Source organism: Flagellimonas allohymeniacidonis (assembly GCF_004296335.1).
In the GTDB taxonomy this organism is placed as follows: Bacteria; Bacteroidota; Bacteroidia; order Flavobacteriales; family Flavobacteriaceae; genus Flagellimonas; species Flagellimonas allohymeniacidonis.
Map to the genome: position 1 here is coordinate 710,322 of NZ_SGIU01000002.1, position 16,158 is coordinate 726,479.

18 protein-coding genes are annotated in these 16,158 nt (G+C 42.3%); 4 read left to right on the plus strand and 14 right to left on the minus strand.

The window, feature by feature from the left end; translation table 11 throughout:
• Positions 1-46: 46 nt before the first annotated feature.
• The 3 genes from EW142_RS11565 to EW142_RS11575 form a co-directional block, all read right to left on the minus strand.
• Complete coding sequence (locus EW142_RS11565) at positions 47-1,798, minus strand: SulP family inorganic anion transporter (protein WP_240740204.1); 1,752 nt, start codon at positions 1,796-1,798, stop codon at positions 47-49.
• Positions 1,799-1,831: 33 nt separating this feature from the next.
• Positions 1,832-2,464 carry a Crp/Fnr family transcriptional regulator gene (locus EW142_RS11570; protein ID WP_130614006.1) on the minus strand — a complete coding sequence of 211 codons (633 nt, stop codon included), beginning with the start codon at positions 2,462-2,464 and terminating at the stop codon, positions 1,832-1,834.
• Between the two features lie 123 nt (positions 2,465-2,587).
• On the minus strand, positions 2,588-3,325 hold the full coding sequence (locus EW142_RS11575; RefSeq protein ID WP_130614008.1) for a slipin family protein: 738 nt from the start codon (positions 3,323-3,325) through the stop codon (positions 2,588-2,590).
• Between the two features lie 196 nt (positions 3,326-3,521).
• On the opposite strand from EW142_RS11575, the gene EW142_RS11580 reads away from it, so the two are divergent.
• Complete coding sequence (locus tag EW142_RS11580) at positions 3,522-4,244, plus strand: energy transducer TonB (RefSeq protein WP_130614010.1); 723 nt, start codon at positions 3,522-3,524, stop codon at positions 4,242-4,244.
• A 97-nt stretch (positions 4,245-4,341) separates the two neighbouring features.
• Here the strand turns inward: EW142_RS11580 and EW142_RS11585 are convergent, their stop codons facing one another.
• Complete coding sequence (locus tag EW142_RS11585; protein ID WP_130614012.1) at positions 4,342-4,776, minus strand: hypothetical protein; 435 nt, start codon at positions 4,774-4,776, stop codon at positions 4,342-4,344.
• 470 nt (positions 4,777-5,246) lie between these two features.
• Here EW142_RS11585 and EW142_RS11590 point away from each other — a divergent pair, with 470 nt between their 5' ends.
• Complete coding sequence (locus EW142_RS11590; RefSeq protein WP_165395266.1) at positions 5,247-5,780, plus strand: hypothetical protein; 534 nt, start codon at positions 5,247-5,249, stop codon at positions 5,778-5,780.
• A 3-nt stretch (positions 5,781-5,783) separates the two neighbouring features.
• Here the strand turns inward: EW142_RS11590 and EW142_RS11595 are convergent, their stop codons facing one another.
• From EW142_RS11595 to EW142_RS11635, 9 genes are all read right to left on the minus strand, one after another.
• The gene (locus EW142_RS11595) at positions 5,784-6,953 is read right to left on the minus strand and encodes a porin (RefSeq protein WP_130614015.1); all 1,170 of its coding nucleotides are present in this window, start codon (positions 6,951-6,953) and stop codon (positions 5,784-5,786) included.
• 64 nt (positions 6,954-7,017) lie between these two features.
• Positions 7,018-8,439 carry an aspartate ammonia-lyase gene (gene aspA / locus EW142_RS11600; RefSeq protein WP_205783300.1) on the minus strand — a complete coding sequence of 474 codons (1,422 nt, stop codon included), beginning with the start codon at positions 8,437-8,439 and terminating at the stop codon, positions 7,018-7,020.
• A gap of 36 nt (positions 8,440-8,475) precedes the next feature.
• Positions 8,476-9,777 carry an anaerobic C4-dicarboxylate transporter gene (locus tag EW142_RS11605; RefSeq protein WP_130614019.1) on the minus strand — a complete coding sequence of 434 codons (1,302 nt, stop codon included), beginning with the start codon at positions 9,775-9,777 and terminating at the stop codon, positions 8,476-8,478.
• 39 nt (positions 9,778-9,816) lie between these two features.
• Entirely contained in the window at positions 9,817-10,245 is a 429-nt protein-coding gene (locus EW142_RS11610; protein ID WP_130614021.1) for a hypothetical protein, read from the minus strand.
• 138 nt (positions 10,246-10,383) lie between these two features.
• Complete coding sequence (gene gltS / locus EW142_RS11615) at positions 10,384-11,592, minus strand: sodium/glutamate symporter (RefSeq protein WP_130614023.1); 1,209 nt, start codon at positions 11,590-11,592, stop codon at positions 10,384-10,386.
• Positions 11,593-11,595: 3 nt separating this feature from the next.
• Entirely contained in the window at positions 11,596-12,168 is a 573-nt protein-coding gene (locus EW142_RS11620) for a hypothetical protein (protein WP_130614025.1), read from the minus strand.
• 97 nt (positions 12,169-12,265) lie between these two features.
• Complete coding sequence (locus EW142_RS11625) at positions 12,266-12,700, minus strand: hypothetical protein (RefSeq protein WP_130614027.1); 435 nt, start codon at positions 12,698-12,700, stop codon at positions 12,266-12,268.
• A gap of 42 nt (positions 12,701-12,742) precedes the next feature.
• Entirely contained in the window at positions 12,743-13,255 is a 513-nt protein-coding gene (locus tag EW142_RS11630; RefSeq protein WP_165395267.1) for an MBL fold metallo-hydrolase, read from the minus strand.
• Positions 13,256-13,339: 84 nt separating this feature from the next.
• Positions 13,340-13,579, minus strand: coding sequence for an MBL fold metallo-hydrolase (locus tag EW142_RS11635; RefSeq protein ID WP_130614031.1), 240 nt, complete (start codon positions 13,577-13,579; stop codon positions 13,340-13,342).
• Positions 13,580-13,684: 105 nt separating this feature from the next.
• Between EW142_RS11635 and EW142_RS11640 the strand changes: the two genes are divergently transcribed.
• Complete coding sequence (locus tag EW142_RS11640) at positions 13,685-14,368, plus strand: outer membrane beta-barrel protein (RefSeq protein ID WP_130614033.1); 684 nt, start codon at positions 13,685-13,687, stop codon at positions 14,366-14,368.
• Positions 14,368-15,483, plus strand: a complete 1,116-nt coding sequence (locus EW142_RS11645; RefSeq protein WP_130614035.1) for a BamA/TamA family outer membrane protein — start codon at positions 14,368-14,370, stop codon at positions 15,481-15,483. Before EW142_RS11640 ends, EW142_RS11645 begins: the two co-directional genes overlap by 1 nt.
• Before the next feature lie 5 nt (positions 15,484-15,488).
• Here EW142_RS11645 and EW142_RS11650 read toward each other — a convergent pair whose 3' ends face one another.
• The gene (locus tag EW142_RS11650) at positions 15,489-16,154 is read right to left on the minus strand and encodes a potassium channel family protein (RefSeq protein WP_130614037.1); all 666 of its coding nucleotides are present in this window, start codon (positions 16,152-16,154) and stop codon (positions 15,489-15,491) included.
• Positions 16,155-16,158: the final 4 nt, after the last annotated feature.

Consider the following 16,158-nt stretch of genomic DNA (forward strand, 5'->3'; position numbering starts at 1 on the left):
TTAATTCAAAGATAACACTGCTAAACTTTCTTTTTGGCTACTCAAGTTACATAGCCCCAGTTTTTGATTGCAGGGAAATCTTTTCTTGAATTTCGTTTTTTGTTTTTGGGTTTTCACAATAATCCACAGCCTCATGGGTACGCACAAATAAACTTTGCTTGCCGATGATCTCTATTAATCCGCTAGAATAAAAAATATCTCGTGTCGGACCAATGGCCCCCGCTATTAAAAATTGAATATTCCGCGCTCGGAGATCGTTAATAATTTGTTCCAGCGTTTTGGCTGCACTGCTGTCAATATAATTTATGGCTTCGGCATTTAGCACGACATACCTTAACCCTTCTCCCTTATTGGTCACCTGTCTGAACAATTCCCTTTTAAAGTAATCTTTGTTTCCAAAGAAAAGTTGTGCATCAAACCTCAAAATTAGAATTTCAGGTCGGGTCTCCACTTCCTTCTCAAATCGTTCCACATTTTTAAAATAATTGGTGCCCTTGATACGGCCCAAAATGGCGATATGTGGTTTTGAAATTCGATTTACCAGAAGAAAAAGAGAGAACAATACGCCTATGATAATCCCCTGTGAAATACCAATCAACAAAGTGGTCAAAAACGTAAAAGCCAGCAGTATAAATTCATCTTTACGTTGTTTGTAAAGTTCCACGGGGTATTTAAAATCAATTAAACTATAGACTGCCACCAAAATAATGGCTCCTAATACCGCCTTGGGCAAATAACTGAAAAGCGGGGTCAAAAAAAGCAAGGTCAAAGCCACTACTAAGGTGCTAACTATGGATGCCAGCCCTGTTTTAGCTCCTTCATTGACGTTGACCGCTGTTCTAGACAAGCCGGAATTAGCGGGATAGGACTGGAAAAATGAGCCCACAATATTGGAAATGCCCAAAGCCCTTAGTTCTTGATTGGCATTAGTATAATACTTATTGCTGCGTTCCTCAACTGCCTTGGCCATAGTCATCGCTTCCGCAAATGAGATAAAGGCCAAAGTAAGCGCTAGGGGAAACAAGGTGGACCAGTATCCGGTACCCATTGAGTGCATGGTAAATCTTGGAAGTCCCTTGGGAATTTCACCCACTAGGGCTATGTTTCCTTCTTGTATAGGCAGGTAGTACACAGCTAAAATGGAAAGTATCACCACAGCCATGGCTGCAGGTAATTTTCGGTGTAGTCGCTTCAATGCCAAAATCAGTAGTACGCTGGCCAAACCAACTACCAAATCAGGAAAATTGGTTTCTCCAATTTTGTAGAAAATCTCTTTAAGAACAGCCAATGTGCCCAATGCATCTATCGATATGCCCAAAAGGTATTTTAATTGACTAATGGCTATCACCAAAGCTGCCGCGGAAGTAAAACCACTGACCACGGGACGTGATAAAAAATTGGCCAAAAATCCCATTTTTAAGAATCCCATAGCCAACTGCAACAATCCAACAAAGAGGGCTAGAAACAAAGCCATGGCAATGTAATCCTGAAGATTGGACAGTTTCAAGGCCGCTAAGCCAGATGCCACAATTAATGAATCGAGAGCCACCGGACCCACGGCCAACTTTCTGCTAGATCCCGTTATGGCGTATAAAAGATTCGGTACCAAGGCGGCATATAGTCCGTAAACTGGAGGTAGGCCCGCAATGAGAGCATAAGCCATACCTTGGGGAATGAGCATGATTCCCACGGTGACTCCCGCAGAAATATCTCCAGACCAATAGCTTTTTTTATAGTTTGGAAGCCAATCGAGTATTGGAAAGTAGCGTTTCAGCATTGCCACAAAGGTAGTTAGCATTTATGGGAAAGTGGGTAACCCAGGTTGCAAAACCTAAAGGTCCACTATCTTGATATGATTTCTATGAAGTTCAAGTTTGCCCATTTTTTCCAACTTTTTGAGCAATCTGGAAACCACAACCCGCGAAGTGTGCAAATCCATGGCTATTTCTTGATGTGTGCTCTGCAAATAAGTATCGTTGGCTATTTCTGATTTCTTTTTGAGATAGTCCACCAACCTTTGGTCTAAATTCTTGAATGCGATATTGTCCACAGTCTGCAATAGTTCATTCATACGGTTGTGATAGCTTTCCATAATAAACTTTCGCCATCCATGGTATTTCCCCATCCATTCCTCCATCTTTTGGGCAGGTATCATGATGAGTTCCGAGGGAGTCTCGGTAACGGCCATAATCTCACTTTTGGTTTGTCCCAAACAACATGCGGTGGTTACGGAACAGGTTTCACCTTGTTCCAAATAATACAACAAGAGTTCATCGCCGTCTTCATCTTCCCGTAAAACCTTTATGGCTCCAGATAAAAGAAGCGGTATGGACCGAATATATTTGCCTATCTCCATAATCTTTTCCCCAGTAGGTAATTCCAAAAGCTTGCCGACATCATTGATTTCATCAATTAATTCTTGCTCAAAAAGGTTTCCAAAAGTGGTTTGAAGTGCTTCTTTCATGACTTTAAATGACCCTTCTAAGATATCGATTTTGGGTGTTTCAGATATGATTTGGGTTCATGTAAAATCCTAAAAAGTCATCAGGGCCAAGCACAAAACAACCATTGAGGGGGAGTACAAGGTTTACTGCTTTGAATTTCGTGGCAGTACTTCCTCAGGAAATGGGAATAGAATCGTAGAGTTTTTCTCAGCCGCAATATTGGATAAGGTTTGATACAACCGGAGCTTGATGGCTGAGGGAGATTTGTCTATCTGTAGTCCTGCCTCCAAAAGTTTGGCGGCGGCCTGTTCTTCGGCTTCGGCCAGAATGATTCGTGCTCTTCTCGAACGCTCAGCTTCGGCCTGATTGGCCATCATTCGTCTCATATTTTCTGGCAACTGAATGTCCTTAATTTTTACATCCATGATTTCAATACCCCAATGGCCGGTTTCGTTTTCCACTATGCTTTTGATATTCTTGCCCATTTCTTCCCTTTTTGACAAAATGGTATCGAGTTCCACTTTTCCACAAACATCCCGAAGTGCCGCTTGGGACAACTGGGTTATCGCAAAATCGTACTGTTCCACTTCAAGAACCGCTTTTTCGGGGTCATTGATTTTAAAAAATACCACGCCGTCAATACTACAGGGCACATTGTCCTCGGTCATTACTTCTTGTGATACAATATTGATGGTAATAACACGGATATCGACCACCTGAATGGTCTCCACCAAAGGAATGATCCATCGGAAACCAGGATTCAGGGTCTTCACATATTTTCCAAAACGGAACTTCAATGCTCTTTTATACTCAAAAACAATTCGTATTCCGGCTAAAAGGATGATGCCAAACAGAATACTCAAGAATAATGGAAGGTTCATATTTTCTCTGATTTAGGTTGTGGATTTCGCTAGTGCTGCATCTCTATAATTTACGAAAAATAATCGGGACCTGAAAGCATGATTTTCCGTGGTAATGCCTACAAAATCCATCAAAAAGTGGACCTAGGATGATCTAGGTCATTTGGTAATTTAAATGTTCAGAAGATCTTTTAAACAAATACAGAAGACAAAAGCGATGGAACCCAAAAAATATCCTAAAGCAAATTTAAATCGAAGCAGCAGTCTTTTTTTTGTGATCGGTTTAGCGGTCACTCTGTTTCTAACTTGGATAGCCCTCGAATATAAAAGCGATGAAAAGGAAATTAAAATAGAGATTTCCCATAGAGAGGTGCAAGATTTAAGGGAAGATGTTCCAATCACCGAAATCATAAGAGCCGAGCCTCCGCCACCCCCTCCAAGCGCCCCAAGCGTAATAGAGGTCATTGAGGATGAAAATGAAATTGAGGAAACCGTTATCAAAAGCACAGAAGTTTCACAGGAAACGGTTGTAGATGACCCAATAATTGCGGTGGAGGATGTTGATGTTGACGAGGTGGAAGAAGAAATTACAGTTCCTTTTGCGGTAATTGAGAATATTCCCGTCTTTCCCGGTTGCGAGAATGGCACCGATGAGGAAAAGAGGGCCTGTTTTCAAAAAAAAGTTCAAGAGCACGTTCGAGATAACTTTAAATACCCCGATTTAGCCCTTGAAATGGGAATTCAGGGAAAGGTGTTTGTTCAATTCATCATTGATTCAAAAGGTCATGTCACCCAAATAAGGACTAGAGGCCCCGACAGGCTTTTAGAGAAAGAGGCAAAGCGAATCATAGCTTCATTGCCTCAAATGACCCCTGGCAAACAAAGAGGCAAGTCTGTGAATATGCCTTATAGTATTCCCATTAATTTTAAGCTACTTTAAGAAATACAATTACAGGGTTTAACTCTTCAACGAAGCGGATTGCCTTGTGGTAAAGCTCAATGCAATACTTCTGGTATTGATTTCATACTTTGTTAATCTACTTAATCCATATACCGTAAGGCGGTAAATCCCCGGTCGCCACAGTTTGACCCCATTTGACGGCTTTTGCCTTAAAACCTGACTTTTTGTTTTTCAGTTTGGTAGCAGTTGCCGAACCTTGTTCGGTGATTTTTGGAATAAGCTTATGTACCACAGCCTTTACCGCAAAAACGTAATGCCCTGGTGGAAGGTCGGGTTGATACTCCCATTTTTTTAACTGGATAATGTAAAAGCCGCTTGGACCTTCGGTGACCTTCTTAATCTCGCGCTGGTGTTTATTGGCATGATTCAAAGATGCCATATGATAAATTCCAAAATTTGTTTTGGTCAAATTCTTTACCGGCTTGCCGGTTTCTTCATCCGAAACAGAAACAACCATCAAAAAATTCCCAAAGAGCGGACTTGCTTCTGCAGATACTACTAATTTGCTCATGACCTATATAATTACTGTTGATAATCAGACTTTTATACTAGGTATGAATATTATTAGGGTTCTCCAATGGTAATTGTATGATCTGTACGGAATATTGTGTTTAAGGGGATTCTTGACGGGCACAAATGGTATTGCTACCTCAAATGACCCCTGGTAAAAAAAGGTCGGCCTGTGAATATGCCTTATAGCATTCCCACTAATTTTAAACTGCTTTAGAAAAGCCAGTTATCTTATTTCATCTTAATTTTGAGGTTATCTGGAACATAATCTTGATACTGTTTTCTCTTCGAGTTGATTTTGCACACTTTGATTATTGATTATCTTGGGATGGAAAAACTAAGCTGACCAGTATGATAAATCGTGTGCTAATATTTCTGCTAGGTTCATTAATCTTGAGTTGCACATCTACTAAACTCTCCAACTCATACAAGTCCGATAATTTTGAATCGATTCAGGACAAAAATATAATTGTGGTCTCTAGAACCCCTCAAGAAGATATCAGAAAATCTTATGAGAATGAGATCTCAAGAAAACTCAGGTCAAAGGGTTTTAATGCAACGGCCAGCCATTTGGTTTTTCCAAATCTCAAGCCTTTGAGGAACAAAACTGTGGAAAGAATAGCCGAAACAATTGCCATGTTTAAAGATGAGGGTTTTGATATTCTATTGTTGACTTCCCTTAGGGGTGTAGAAGAACAAGAAGTGCTTAGAAGGCAAGAAGGTTATGGTTCTTTGTTAGATTATTATGGTAATAAATATATCACCCTAAAAGGGTATTATGACGATGTCAACGCCCCACCGAAACTGGAACCTCTGAACAAGGAATTGCAACCGGTAACACAAAAGACCGTAACTTTTATTTTAGAGGCGGTGACTTACAATCTTTCCTTGCCGGAAGAACAGCGATTACTTTCCGTAGTGACCACTGAGATTACCAATCCCAGTACAGCTTCTTCCGTAAAGAAAGGGTTTGCTAAAATAATTTCTGAGCAGTTAGCGCAATAATTGTTAAAAATCAAAACGAATACCTATACCAAAGATGCTAGGCCTCCTACCATCTCCGTTGACATCCTTGCTTTGATCGATTCGAGAAGATGCTGAAATGTAACTGGATTTTTTAAATCTATATGCCAATTCAGTAATAAAGAATTTCGTGTCAAAATCACCTAAATCCTCATCTTCCTTGGGTTTCAGATAGTTGTATCCCAACGCAAAATGCCACCTTTCATTTTTTGAAAACCGGTATCGGCCAAAAAATTCGAGACCCGTGGCATCGTAGAAGACATCCCCAGCACGTTGATGTTGATTTAAACTAGCATAAGAAGCTGCCACGGTAAACCTATCTTTTTCATAGGACGCAGATACAACAAAGGACTCATCTCCCTCTTTGGCTTGGTCTGGCAGTGGGTCTTCAACACCATCGTTTACCTTGTTATACCCCACTCCGATACCAAATCCGTCGATTCTGTAATTGGCTCCAAAACCGTAGGTGTCTATAGATTCGTTGTTCTCTGAAATGTTTCTGACCTGTGCTTGTGCTCCAAGGCTCAATCCGTTTTTGGCATATTTCAATATCATGACCTGATTGGCACGCCCAGTTCCTGAAACACCCCCATCGGCAATATTCCACACTCCTATACCCGCCCCTCCAAAGGCAAGGGTTTTATCAACCTCAATAGCTCCCAATGTATAGTATACGGAGTTTTGTTTCCCGAAAGTAAATTGAAAGTCCTTATAGGTAACCCCCAACCAGCCCAGTCTACTAAAAACGGCATCTCCAACTTGGGCTATTCCAGCCCCCGGATCTACGGCAAATTCAATAGTTTCATCTCTTGAAACAAGGTTAAACCCAAGCTCAACCCTCCCGACGGCATTAAAATTGTCTGCCTTATTCGCAGATAAAGCATGTTTGAACCGTATTCCAGCACGAGGGGCATTATTACCTATGCCTATTTCTCCATCCTCGTCGAAACCCACACCTATACGGATACTGGCATATGGCTCAATTCTGGATGTTATCTCATCAAACCAATTGGTAACACCATCTTGATTGGAGACAGTTTGTGCTTGTGATACTTGAGCAACTACAAAAAACAATCCAAAAATCAATATTTTGAGATACCGGCATATTGAAGTCTTTCTAAGGTTCGAAATTTTCCCTTCTTTTCTCGATTCCATAGTTATACTTTTCGTCTGCAAATAGAATGCTTTATAGCAATTATTTAAAGAGGTTTTGAAACAATTATTTGTGCAATTTAGCCCTATACTTGGGATGCATTAGGTTGTCAATACTTAGAATCTTATCCAACTCTTCTTCGGTCAACAACTCTTTTTCAAGAACCAATTCTCGGATGCTCTTTCCCGTTCGTACCGCTTCTTTTCCTATGACATCGCCCATATGGTGCCCAATAAAAGGATTCAAAAAGGTGATGATGCCCACCGAGTTGAAGACCATTTGTTTGGTATGTTCCTCATTGGCGGTGATACCGTCAATACATTTTTCCGCCAAAGTTGTACAGGCATTGGACAACAGTTCAATGGATTCGAACATGCATTGCGCAATTACCGGTTCCATTACGTTCAATTGCAGTTGACCCGCCTCTGCAGCAAATGATACGGCGACATCATTGCCAATGATCTTGAAACAGACTTGGTTGGCAACTTCAGGAATCACTGGATTCACTTTGGCCGGCATGATCGATGAACCTGCTTGCATCTCCGGCAAATTAATCTCATTCAATCCGCATCGGGGCCCAGAGGACAAAAGCCGAAGGTCATTACATATTTTTGACAGCTTGACCGCGGTCCTCTTCAATGCTCCGGACATCATGACATAGGCACCACAGTCGGAAGTGGCCTCTATCAGATTGGCAGCAGGAACAAAGCTGGCCTTGGTGAATTTTTGCAAATACCCAATGGATAGGGCCGTAAAACCGTCGGGCGCATTTACACTGGTCCCAATGGCAGTCGCCCCCAAATTGACCTCGAGGATCAAGTCCCTAGAATTTTTCAGGTTCTTGGTCTCTTCCTTTAGGTTTACCGACCATGCCCCAAATTCATCCCCCAGGGACATGGGCACGGCATCCTGCAACTGGGTCCTACCCATTTTAAGCACTTTTTTGAACTCGGCCGCTTTTTTGTCCACGCTCGTGGTCAAAACATTGAGATGTTCGAGCAGTTCGTTCATGTAATAATAAAGGGCCACGCGAAACCCTGTGGGATAGGCATCGTTGGTGGATTGGGACTTGTTCACATGATCATTGGGGTGCAATATATCATAGTTGCCCTTTTCATGGCCGTTCAGGGTAAGGGCGACATTGGCAATGACCTCGTTGGCATTCATATTGACCGATGTTCCGGCGCCCCCTTGAAAAACATCCGAGGGGAAAAACTTGGAATAGGTATTCAAATCCCCAAGAATGTGGTCGCACGCCTGTAGGATCATATCAGCCTTGTCAGCGGGAATGGTCCCAATTTCCTTGTTGGCTGCGGCACAGGCTTTTTTAGTGAGGATAAGCCCCTTGATAAATATGGGATAATCCCCGATTTTGGATTTGGATATCTTAAAATTGTCAATGGCCCGTTGCGTGTGCACGCCATAGTACAATTCATTGTAAATTTCAAGTTCCCCCAAAAGGTCGGTCTCTTTTCTAGTCTTCATGATAGCTTATTATTAGGTTCCCAAAGGATATTGTAATGGTTATAAGATTAGTCCACCTATCAAAAACCCGAATATGACACTTGCGGCAATAGTGACGATGCCCGGGATGATAAATGAATGGTTGAACACGTATTTGCCTATTTTGGTGGTACCTGTATCATCCATTTCCACAGCGGCCAAAAGTGTAGGGTAGGTGGGCAATACGAAAAGGGCACTTACCGCGGCAAAGGATGCGATGGCCGCTACGGGACTTATGCCCAAAGCCAAAGCGGCTGGCATCAATGCCGTTGTGGTCGCCGCTTGGGAATACAATAGCATACTGGCAAAGAACAGTACCACGGCTAGCAACCAGGAGTATTGGTTCAACATTCCGCCCGCAGCGGCCTTGATTTCCCCTATATGGTTGCTGACAAAAGTATCACCCAACCAGGCGACCCCCAATACACAAATTGCGGCGCTCATCCCCGATTTAAACGTGGACATGTTTGGGATGTCCGACATTTTAAGCTTACAGACCAATGCAATGACTGTAGCTGTCAAGAGCATTACCGCTATTATGGCTTGATTTCTCGCAAGAGGCGGAGATTCTATAAGGCCCACTTTTTTGGATATGAGTGAGGCATAGGTAACTATGATTACAATGGCCACCAGAAACACCAAAACACTCCTTTTCGCTTCCTTGGTGTTTTCATTGGTCGCAGCATTTTTTTGTTTGACCAATCCGGCCTTTAACCGTTCTTGGTAAACGGGGTCTTCGGAAAGTGGTTTTCCAAGGCGGTTTGCAACGATGGCCCCTACGACGCATGCTAAAATGGTCGTTGGGATGGCTACGGCCAACAGTTGAAGGTAGGAAATGCCAAAAGGTTCCAGAAAACTGGCAAATATGACCACGGCGGCCGAGATCGGGGAAGCCGTTATGGCTATTTGGGAGGCCACTACTGAAATACTCAGGGGTTTGGAGGGTCGAACATTGCCCTCCTTGGAAACTTCGACAATTACCGGAAGTGCTGCATACGCGGTATGCCCGGTACCGGCAAGCAGGGTCATAAAATAGGTTACCGTTGGACCTAGGAAGGTGACCCGTTTCGGGTTCTTGCGAAGTACCGATTCCGAGAGATGCACCAGATAATCCAGTCCCCCGGCTTTTTGCATGGCGGCGATGGCGGCGATAACGGCCATGATGATCAAAATAACGTCTACGGGTACCGAACCGGCCTCAAGCCCAAATAGTAAGGTCAGTACCACCACACCGGCCCCGCCGGCATAGCCAATACCAATGCCTCCCATTTTGGAGCCAAGAAATATAAATAAGAGAACGATAAGCAATTCTAGCCAAATCATAATGTTCTTAGTTTAAGGGTTGATTATAGTAAATAGTACTCAGTTGGTGTCAAGGCCTTCTTTGAGAATTACGGCCCTAATGATGGCTTCCCAACTTTTTTGATGGATTTCGAACTGGGTCTCATTCAAGAATGGACGTACGTCATCATTGAGCAGTCCGACCTGCTGTCTGAGCCGTGATTTAATTTCCTCGTTATCGAGCTTCGGCCTACTTTGTTTCAAAAGCTCCATTTTCAATGCATGGTAGGCCACCATTTTGTGGTAGTCTTCCCGCAGCTTTCCCTTGAGTTTCATTTCGTCCATACGATCCTCATACCAAAGGCGCTGCAGCTCTTTGTCATCGGATGTGAAAATTATGACCTTGTATTTCAGATTTTCCCTTTGTTCCTTGGTCAATTCCTGACCATGTACAAAAGAGACGCCCATCATGGCCAGGCACAACAAGGCCGTGGTGTATTTTGCAACCATAGTTTAAATATTAGAAAGAAATTTGCCCTTCTTGTTGGCGTTAAGAATTATTTGCTCAAACCTGTAAAATCCCAACTATGTGAAGCTATGAAATTTAAAGGAAATTTAAAACCGACCTACGTTATTAAATTGTAAGGGTCAACCAAAGGTCCCGAGCAGAAATTTGATGATCAGCGCATTGGAAAGATCAATAAAGAAGGCACCTACCAAGGGTACAACAATGAAAGCCTTGGGAGAGCCCCCGAATTTTTTGGTGACCGCCGTCATATTGGCAATTGCGGTGGGGGTAGCACCAAGGGCCAACCCTGCATAACCGGCACTCATTACGGCCGCATCATAGTCCTTGCCCATGATACGGAATACAAAAAGCACCACGAACAGACTAATCACTATAACTTGGGCCAGTACGATTAAGAGCAAGGGGCCGGCCAGATCCACCAAGGTCCAGAGCTGTAGGCTCATGAGCGACATCGCCAAAAACAGACCAAGGGATAAATCGGAAGCCAGCGCGAGTGACTTGGATTTTTCAGGATTCCAGTCCACTTTCTTGAAGAATACGGGGATAAGGTTGGTGATAAGGATGCCCGCAAACAGGGCGGTGACAAAGCGCGGAAGTGAAAGGCCCATGGCACTGACCAGGGCATTGAGACCTTCACCAACGCCAACTGTGGCAAAAATCACATAGATCATCTGTAGGGCACTGCTATAGGTTATCTGAACATCCTCTCCCTTATCATGACGGACACCAACCGTGATCGGTTGTTCTTCTTTGGGCGTAAGCCGATACTTGTTGATCAAGAATTTTGCGATGGGTCCACCAATGACGCCTCCCAGTACCAGTCCTATGGTGGCACATGCAATGCCCAATTCCATCGCGTTGTCCAACCCAAAATCCCCTTTGAACGTCGGCACCCATGCAATGGTGGTCCCATGGCCCCCACTAAAAGAAACGGAACCGCCCAAGATACCGGTAGTTGGGGAAAGCCCTGTTATTGCGGCCACACCCATACCGGTGAAATTTTGAATGAAGAGATAGCCAACGGCAAGCACCAACAAAATGATCAGGGACCTACCCCCTTTTACCAAGGTCTTGAATTGGGATGAAAGCCCAATGGTGATAAAGAAAATTACCAATAACGCATCCCTAAGATCCAAGGCGAAACTGAGTTGTATGCCACCGATAAAATATAGCGCTCCGAATACTATGGAGAACAATACTCCACCCGTTACCGGCTCGGGGATATTATACTCCCTTAAAAATGGGACTTTTTTGTTAATGTACTTTCCAAAGAAGAGCACCAAACAGGCGATCATAATAGTATCGGCAGGCCCAACAGCTATATCCATAATTTATCTTGGAATTATTATTCCGTCAGCAACGATTTGATTGACCATGCTTTTGGTAAAGGTTTGCGAGGCAGCTTTTAAGGAAGAAGGCTCCAGCAAAGAAGATTGCCCTGTCCATACCATGGTTTCCTTTCCTTCAAACAACTCTCCTTTAACATTATACAATACCGCTTCAATGAGATATGATTTCGCATTGGTATAATAGCCCGGTGCACTATAGGTTCGATAACCTCGATAGATATATTTTCCTACACGATAATATGATGGGATATAGACGGTCTCCCCAGGCTGGTAGCGTTCTTTCTCGTTTGAATCCACTAAGGCCATGGTAAGAACGCCGTCCAAGTTGTTTTCCTTGATTATTTTGATATAGTCTTTGGGCCCGCGTATTTCTACTTTCCCGCCGGGGGGAAACATATGAATCCCTACAACTGCATTGATTCCTTGTGCTCTTAAAAGTTCAACGGCATCTTGTTCAAAAGTGTTTCGTGCCGATAGATCTTTCCCTACTCCGACAACCGCAATTTTAGCGTACTGCCTATCAGAATAACTTTCTTTGATCCATGTAGATTGCATTTTAGTGGGGCCACAAGACAACATAAGACTACCAATTGCAAGTAGAAGTATTCTGCCGATTACTTTTATTGAAAAAAAGTTTTTTATGTAACGTAGATTATTGAGTCGCACTGTCGTTCACCAAAATTTTAAGTATCGCTGTATCGAATTGATCAAATTCAATGTCTTCTCTGGTAAGTGATAGGGCCTCTGAAGTGATCTCCCCGATAGAATTTGGTTCAAAGCCTATTGACCTTGCTACCCGACCCAACCATCTGGTCTGATCTTTTCCCTCAATGGTTTTATCCGAGTTTAAAATTTTTCCCAACTCGTACAAGGCTTTTATTCGTTCATCTTTGGAATATGGAGCAGTTATAGGATAGCTCATATAGTTCTGCATGATAAACTCATATTCCCTCTCGTCGAGACTGAGTTTATACCTAAGGTGTTCCAAAAAGATAATCTCCCTTTCCGAAGCATCGCCATCTCTCAAGGTAATCTTTACCATACTGGCGAAAGCATCGTGGTATTGGCCTTTAAATGGATATCTCATTTCTTAACTGTTATAATCAAAGGTAATTGGCTATAGAACAATTCAAATTAAATTCTCATCTCCCTCTCTTGCAAAATAACAATTTTGAAACCTTTCTTGGCATTTTCTTTCTTCCTTTTGTAGGAATTCATCATTGTGTTCTGGGTCATGATTGGTAAGGTACAACTTCTTTACGCCGGCCAGTTTGGCCACTTCAATGGCCTGTTCCCAACTGCTATGTCCCCATCCCCTGAATTTTGGAAGCTCCTCCGGGGTATATTGTGCCTCATATATTAGCAAATCGGCCTCTTTCGCAAATTCTATGACTTTTTCATTCAAGCATTCACCATGCTCCAAATCGGTACAATACACAAACACCTTTCCCCCTACCTCCAGTCGGTATCCATAGGCCCCTCCGGGATGGTTGTGTCTATTGGTCAGCAAACGACCTGTTTTACCTGTTGAATAAGAATGTTTATCCGTATTCTCTAAATGAAAGCTGAACTGTGCGCCCATATTATCCAAACTCACTGGAAAGAATGTGCTTTCCATTTGCTTAGCAAATATTGTTTTCAAATCTGGTATGTTCAAGTCTTTTCCCATGGCAATAACATCAATTTTTTTTGAAGGGTCGTAGGCTGGAGCGAAAAAGGGAAATCCCTATAAATGGTCCCAGTGGAAGTGCGAAAAAGCCATTACAAGTCTGATTAGCTCACCAGGGGGTCTTAGCATCAATTCCTTTCCCAGTTTTCTTATTCCCGTTCCTGCATCAAAAATCAATACATCCCCTCTTTTGTTGTCCTCCATTACCGCAACACAGGTGGTGTTCCCTCCAAATTCTTGGAAACTTTTATCACATACAGGTATTGAACCTCTGGTACCATAAAACTTAATTAACATAATTCAAATATATTTTTTACAAAATGCCAAGCATCTATGGAAAATTTTATTTCCAATAATATATCGAGTATATTGCTATGATACTAATTACCATTCCATATTTTAATGGGACCAAATCTCAGCAAAAGCACCAACTTATATATTGTCGCCTTGCTCTTATTATCGGCATCTTTTTGTGTGCAAGCCCAGCAAAATATCACAACGGATTCCTTAAACACTCCTTTTCGAAAGGGACGATGGCTTACAGGGCTCTCCGGCAGTATAAGTTCCAATTCCAGTGAGGTCAGAGGTTCTGATTTAAAAACAATTACAAACGAGTTTGGACTGAACATCTCTACGGGTCAATTTATCAAGGACCGCTGGCTTGTAGGAGGTACGCTAAATGCGGATCGTGCCAGTTCGGGCGGAAATATTGACAGTACGACTGAAACCCTATATATAGGGCCATTTACAGGTTATTACCTTTCTTCAAATAGTCGAGGGTCACTTTTTGCAAGATTTTCCCCAGGTTATGTTCGATATAATGAAGAAACCCAACTGAACACATTGTCTGTGCCATCGGAGCTCGAATCGGAAGGCAGCGGTTTTGGTATGTTGATTGGTCTTGGCTATTCCTATGTCATACATGATAAAATCGCCTTTGATATTGGCTTCGATCTTAACCTATTTTGGATAGGAATTGACCAGGTACAACAGCCCCCTGGAACTACTACTTCCCAAAACCTGACCATAAGCAACACCGCCTTTACCTTTGGTTTCAACGTAATTCTAGATGATTTCTTTTTTTAATGGGAAAGCGAATATTACATTTTTTGACCTTGATTCTGGTTCCTCTCACTCTTAACGCACAGGGCCGCCCAGAGGAATTTGTAAAAACGGATACAATTGGCAAAAAAAAGAACATAAAATTTATAGGGCTTCCAATAGCCTTTTATACTCCAGAAACTGAGTTCGGAGTTGGTGGGGGCGGGCAAATGTTTTTGCTCAACAACACCAATCAATACAATCAACGATTATCCAACATTCTTTTTAGTGGAATATATACCACAGCAGGACAAATTATGTTCAATGTTACTCCACAGGTATATTTGGGCAAAGGCGACTATTTCATTGATGCTGACTATTTGTTTGAGATATATCCCAATTCCTTCTGGGGAATAGGTCCGGAAACTCCAGAGGAGAACGAAGAGTTTTATGAGCAAACTACACATAAGGTCAAATTGCGATTTCTGAAAAGGTTACCTCCGGATCTGAATTTTGGCCTTACCTATAATTTTGCAAATCATCAGGTCACAGAAGTACTTAGTGGGGGTTTATTGGACTCTGGTGATATTCTGGGTGCCGATAGGACTGTAATCAGTGGTATTGGTGCAGAGTTTAATCTGGATACCAGAAATAATACGGGTTCACCAACCAATGGACAATTATTTGAAATTGGGGCCCACTTTTCAAGTCCAATTCTAGGGGCAACCCATGGTTTCAATAAGTTTACGTTAGATTTACGCAATTACGCACCTGTCGGTACTTGGGGGACGCTTGCCACCCAAATCTTCGTCGAAAACAATTTTGGGGACGTTCCTTTTCAAGGCATGGCTTTCTTTGGGGGCAGTAACAGCGCAAGAGGTTATTTTTACGGTCGTTTTTTGGACAAAAACATGTATGTGGTACAAGCAGAATACCGGTATCAATTTAAACCAAGATGGAAGTTAGCGGCATTCGGTCTTTTCGGAAGTGTTGCAGGAGATGCTCAAGACCTGCTCCGATTTAACTCTTTAAAACCTGGTTACGGTGCAGGGGTGCGATTCAAATTATTAAAAGAGCAAGGTACATGGCTACGATTGGATATTGGTAATGGCAAGGATGGTCAGAATGGAATCTATTTTGGAATAAATGAGGCTTTTTGACATAATTATGAATTCCTTTGATTTATAAATTTCCCTACAACTACCGCAGTGATGATAACCAAATAAAATTGTCCTATGAGTCCAACTAATATTGCAGCTTTTTGTGCCAATGGTGTTACCGGCACAATCTCACCATAACCAATTGTCATCAATGTTATAAAACTAAAGTACATAAGCTGCTCCGTAAGCACATTGGGCATTTCACCTCGCATAGCCAAAAGTCCACCTTCAAAAGAATTCGGATGGGTCAACTCTATGCTCATATAAATAAAAAAGCCAATCAAACCAAGGCATATGAATCCACTTAACATACCAAGAATCACTTTTTTGTTCACTACGTCGGTATACCAGACCTGTCTGATAATCTCATAGCTTATCAACAAATAAAAAGCAAAATAAATCCCAAACTGGATATACCTTGTGGAAAGGGTCATATCATCATAGGCCTGCGCAAGACCAAGAATGATGCTACTGGCAAACAATAAGACCAAAAAGAACCAGAAAAGCTCTTTTCTTTTTGAAATTAATATAACACCCGCAACCAAGTTCAGCAAAAACGCAATGGGCGCAACCGTTTGTTCGAAAAATTCACCAGGAATAACGAGACCCCCAAAGAGAATAATCATTTGAGTAATAAAAAAGAGCTCAAACCGATACAAATATAGGTTCATAACA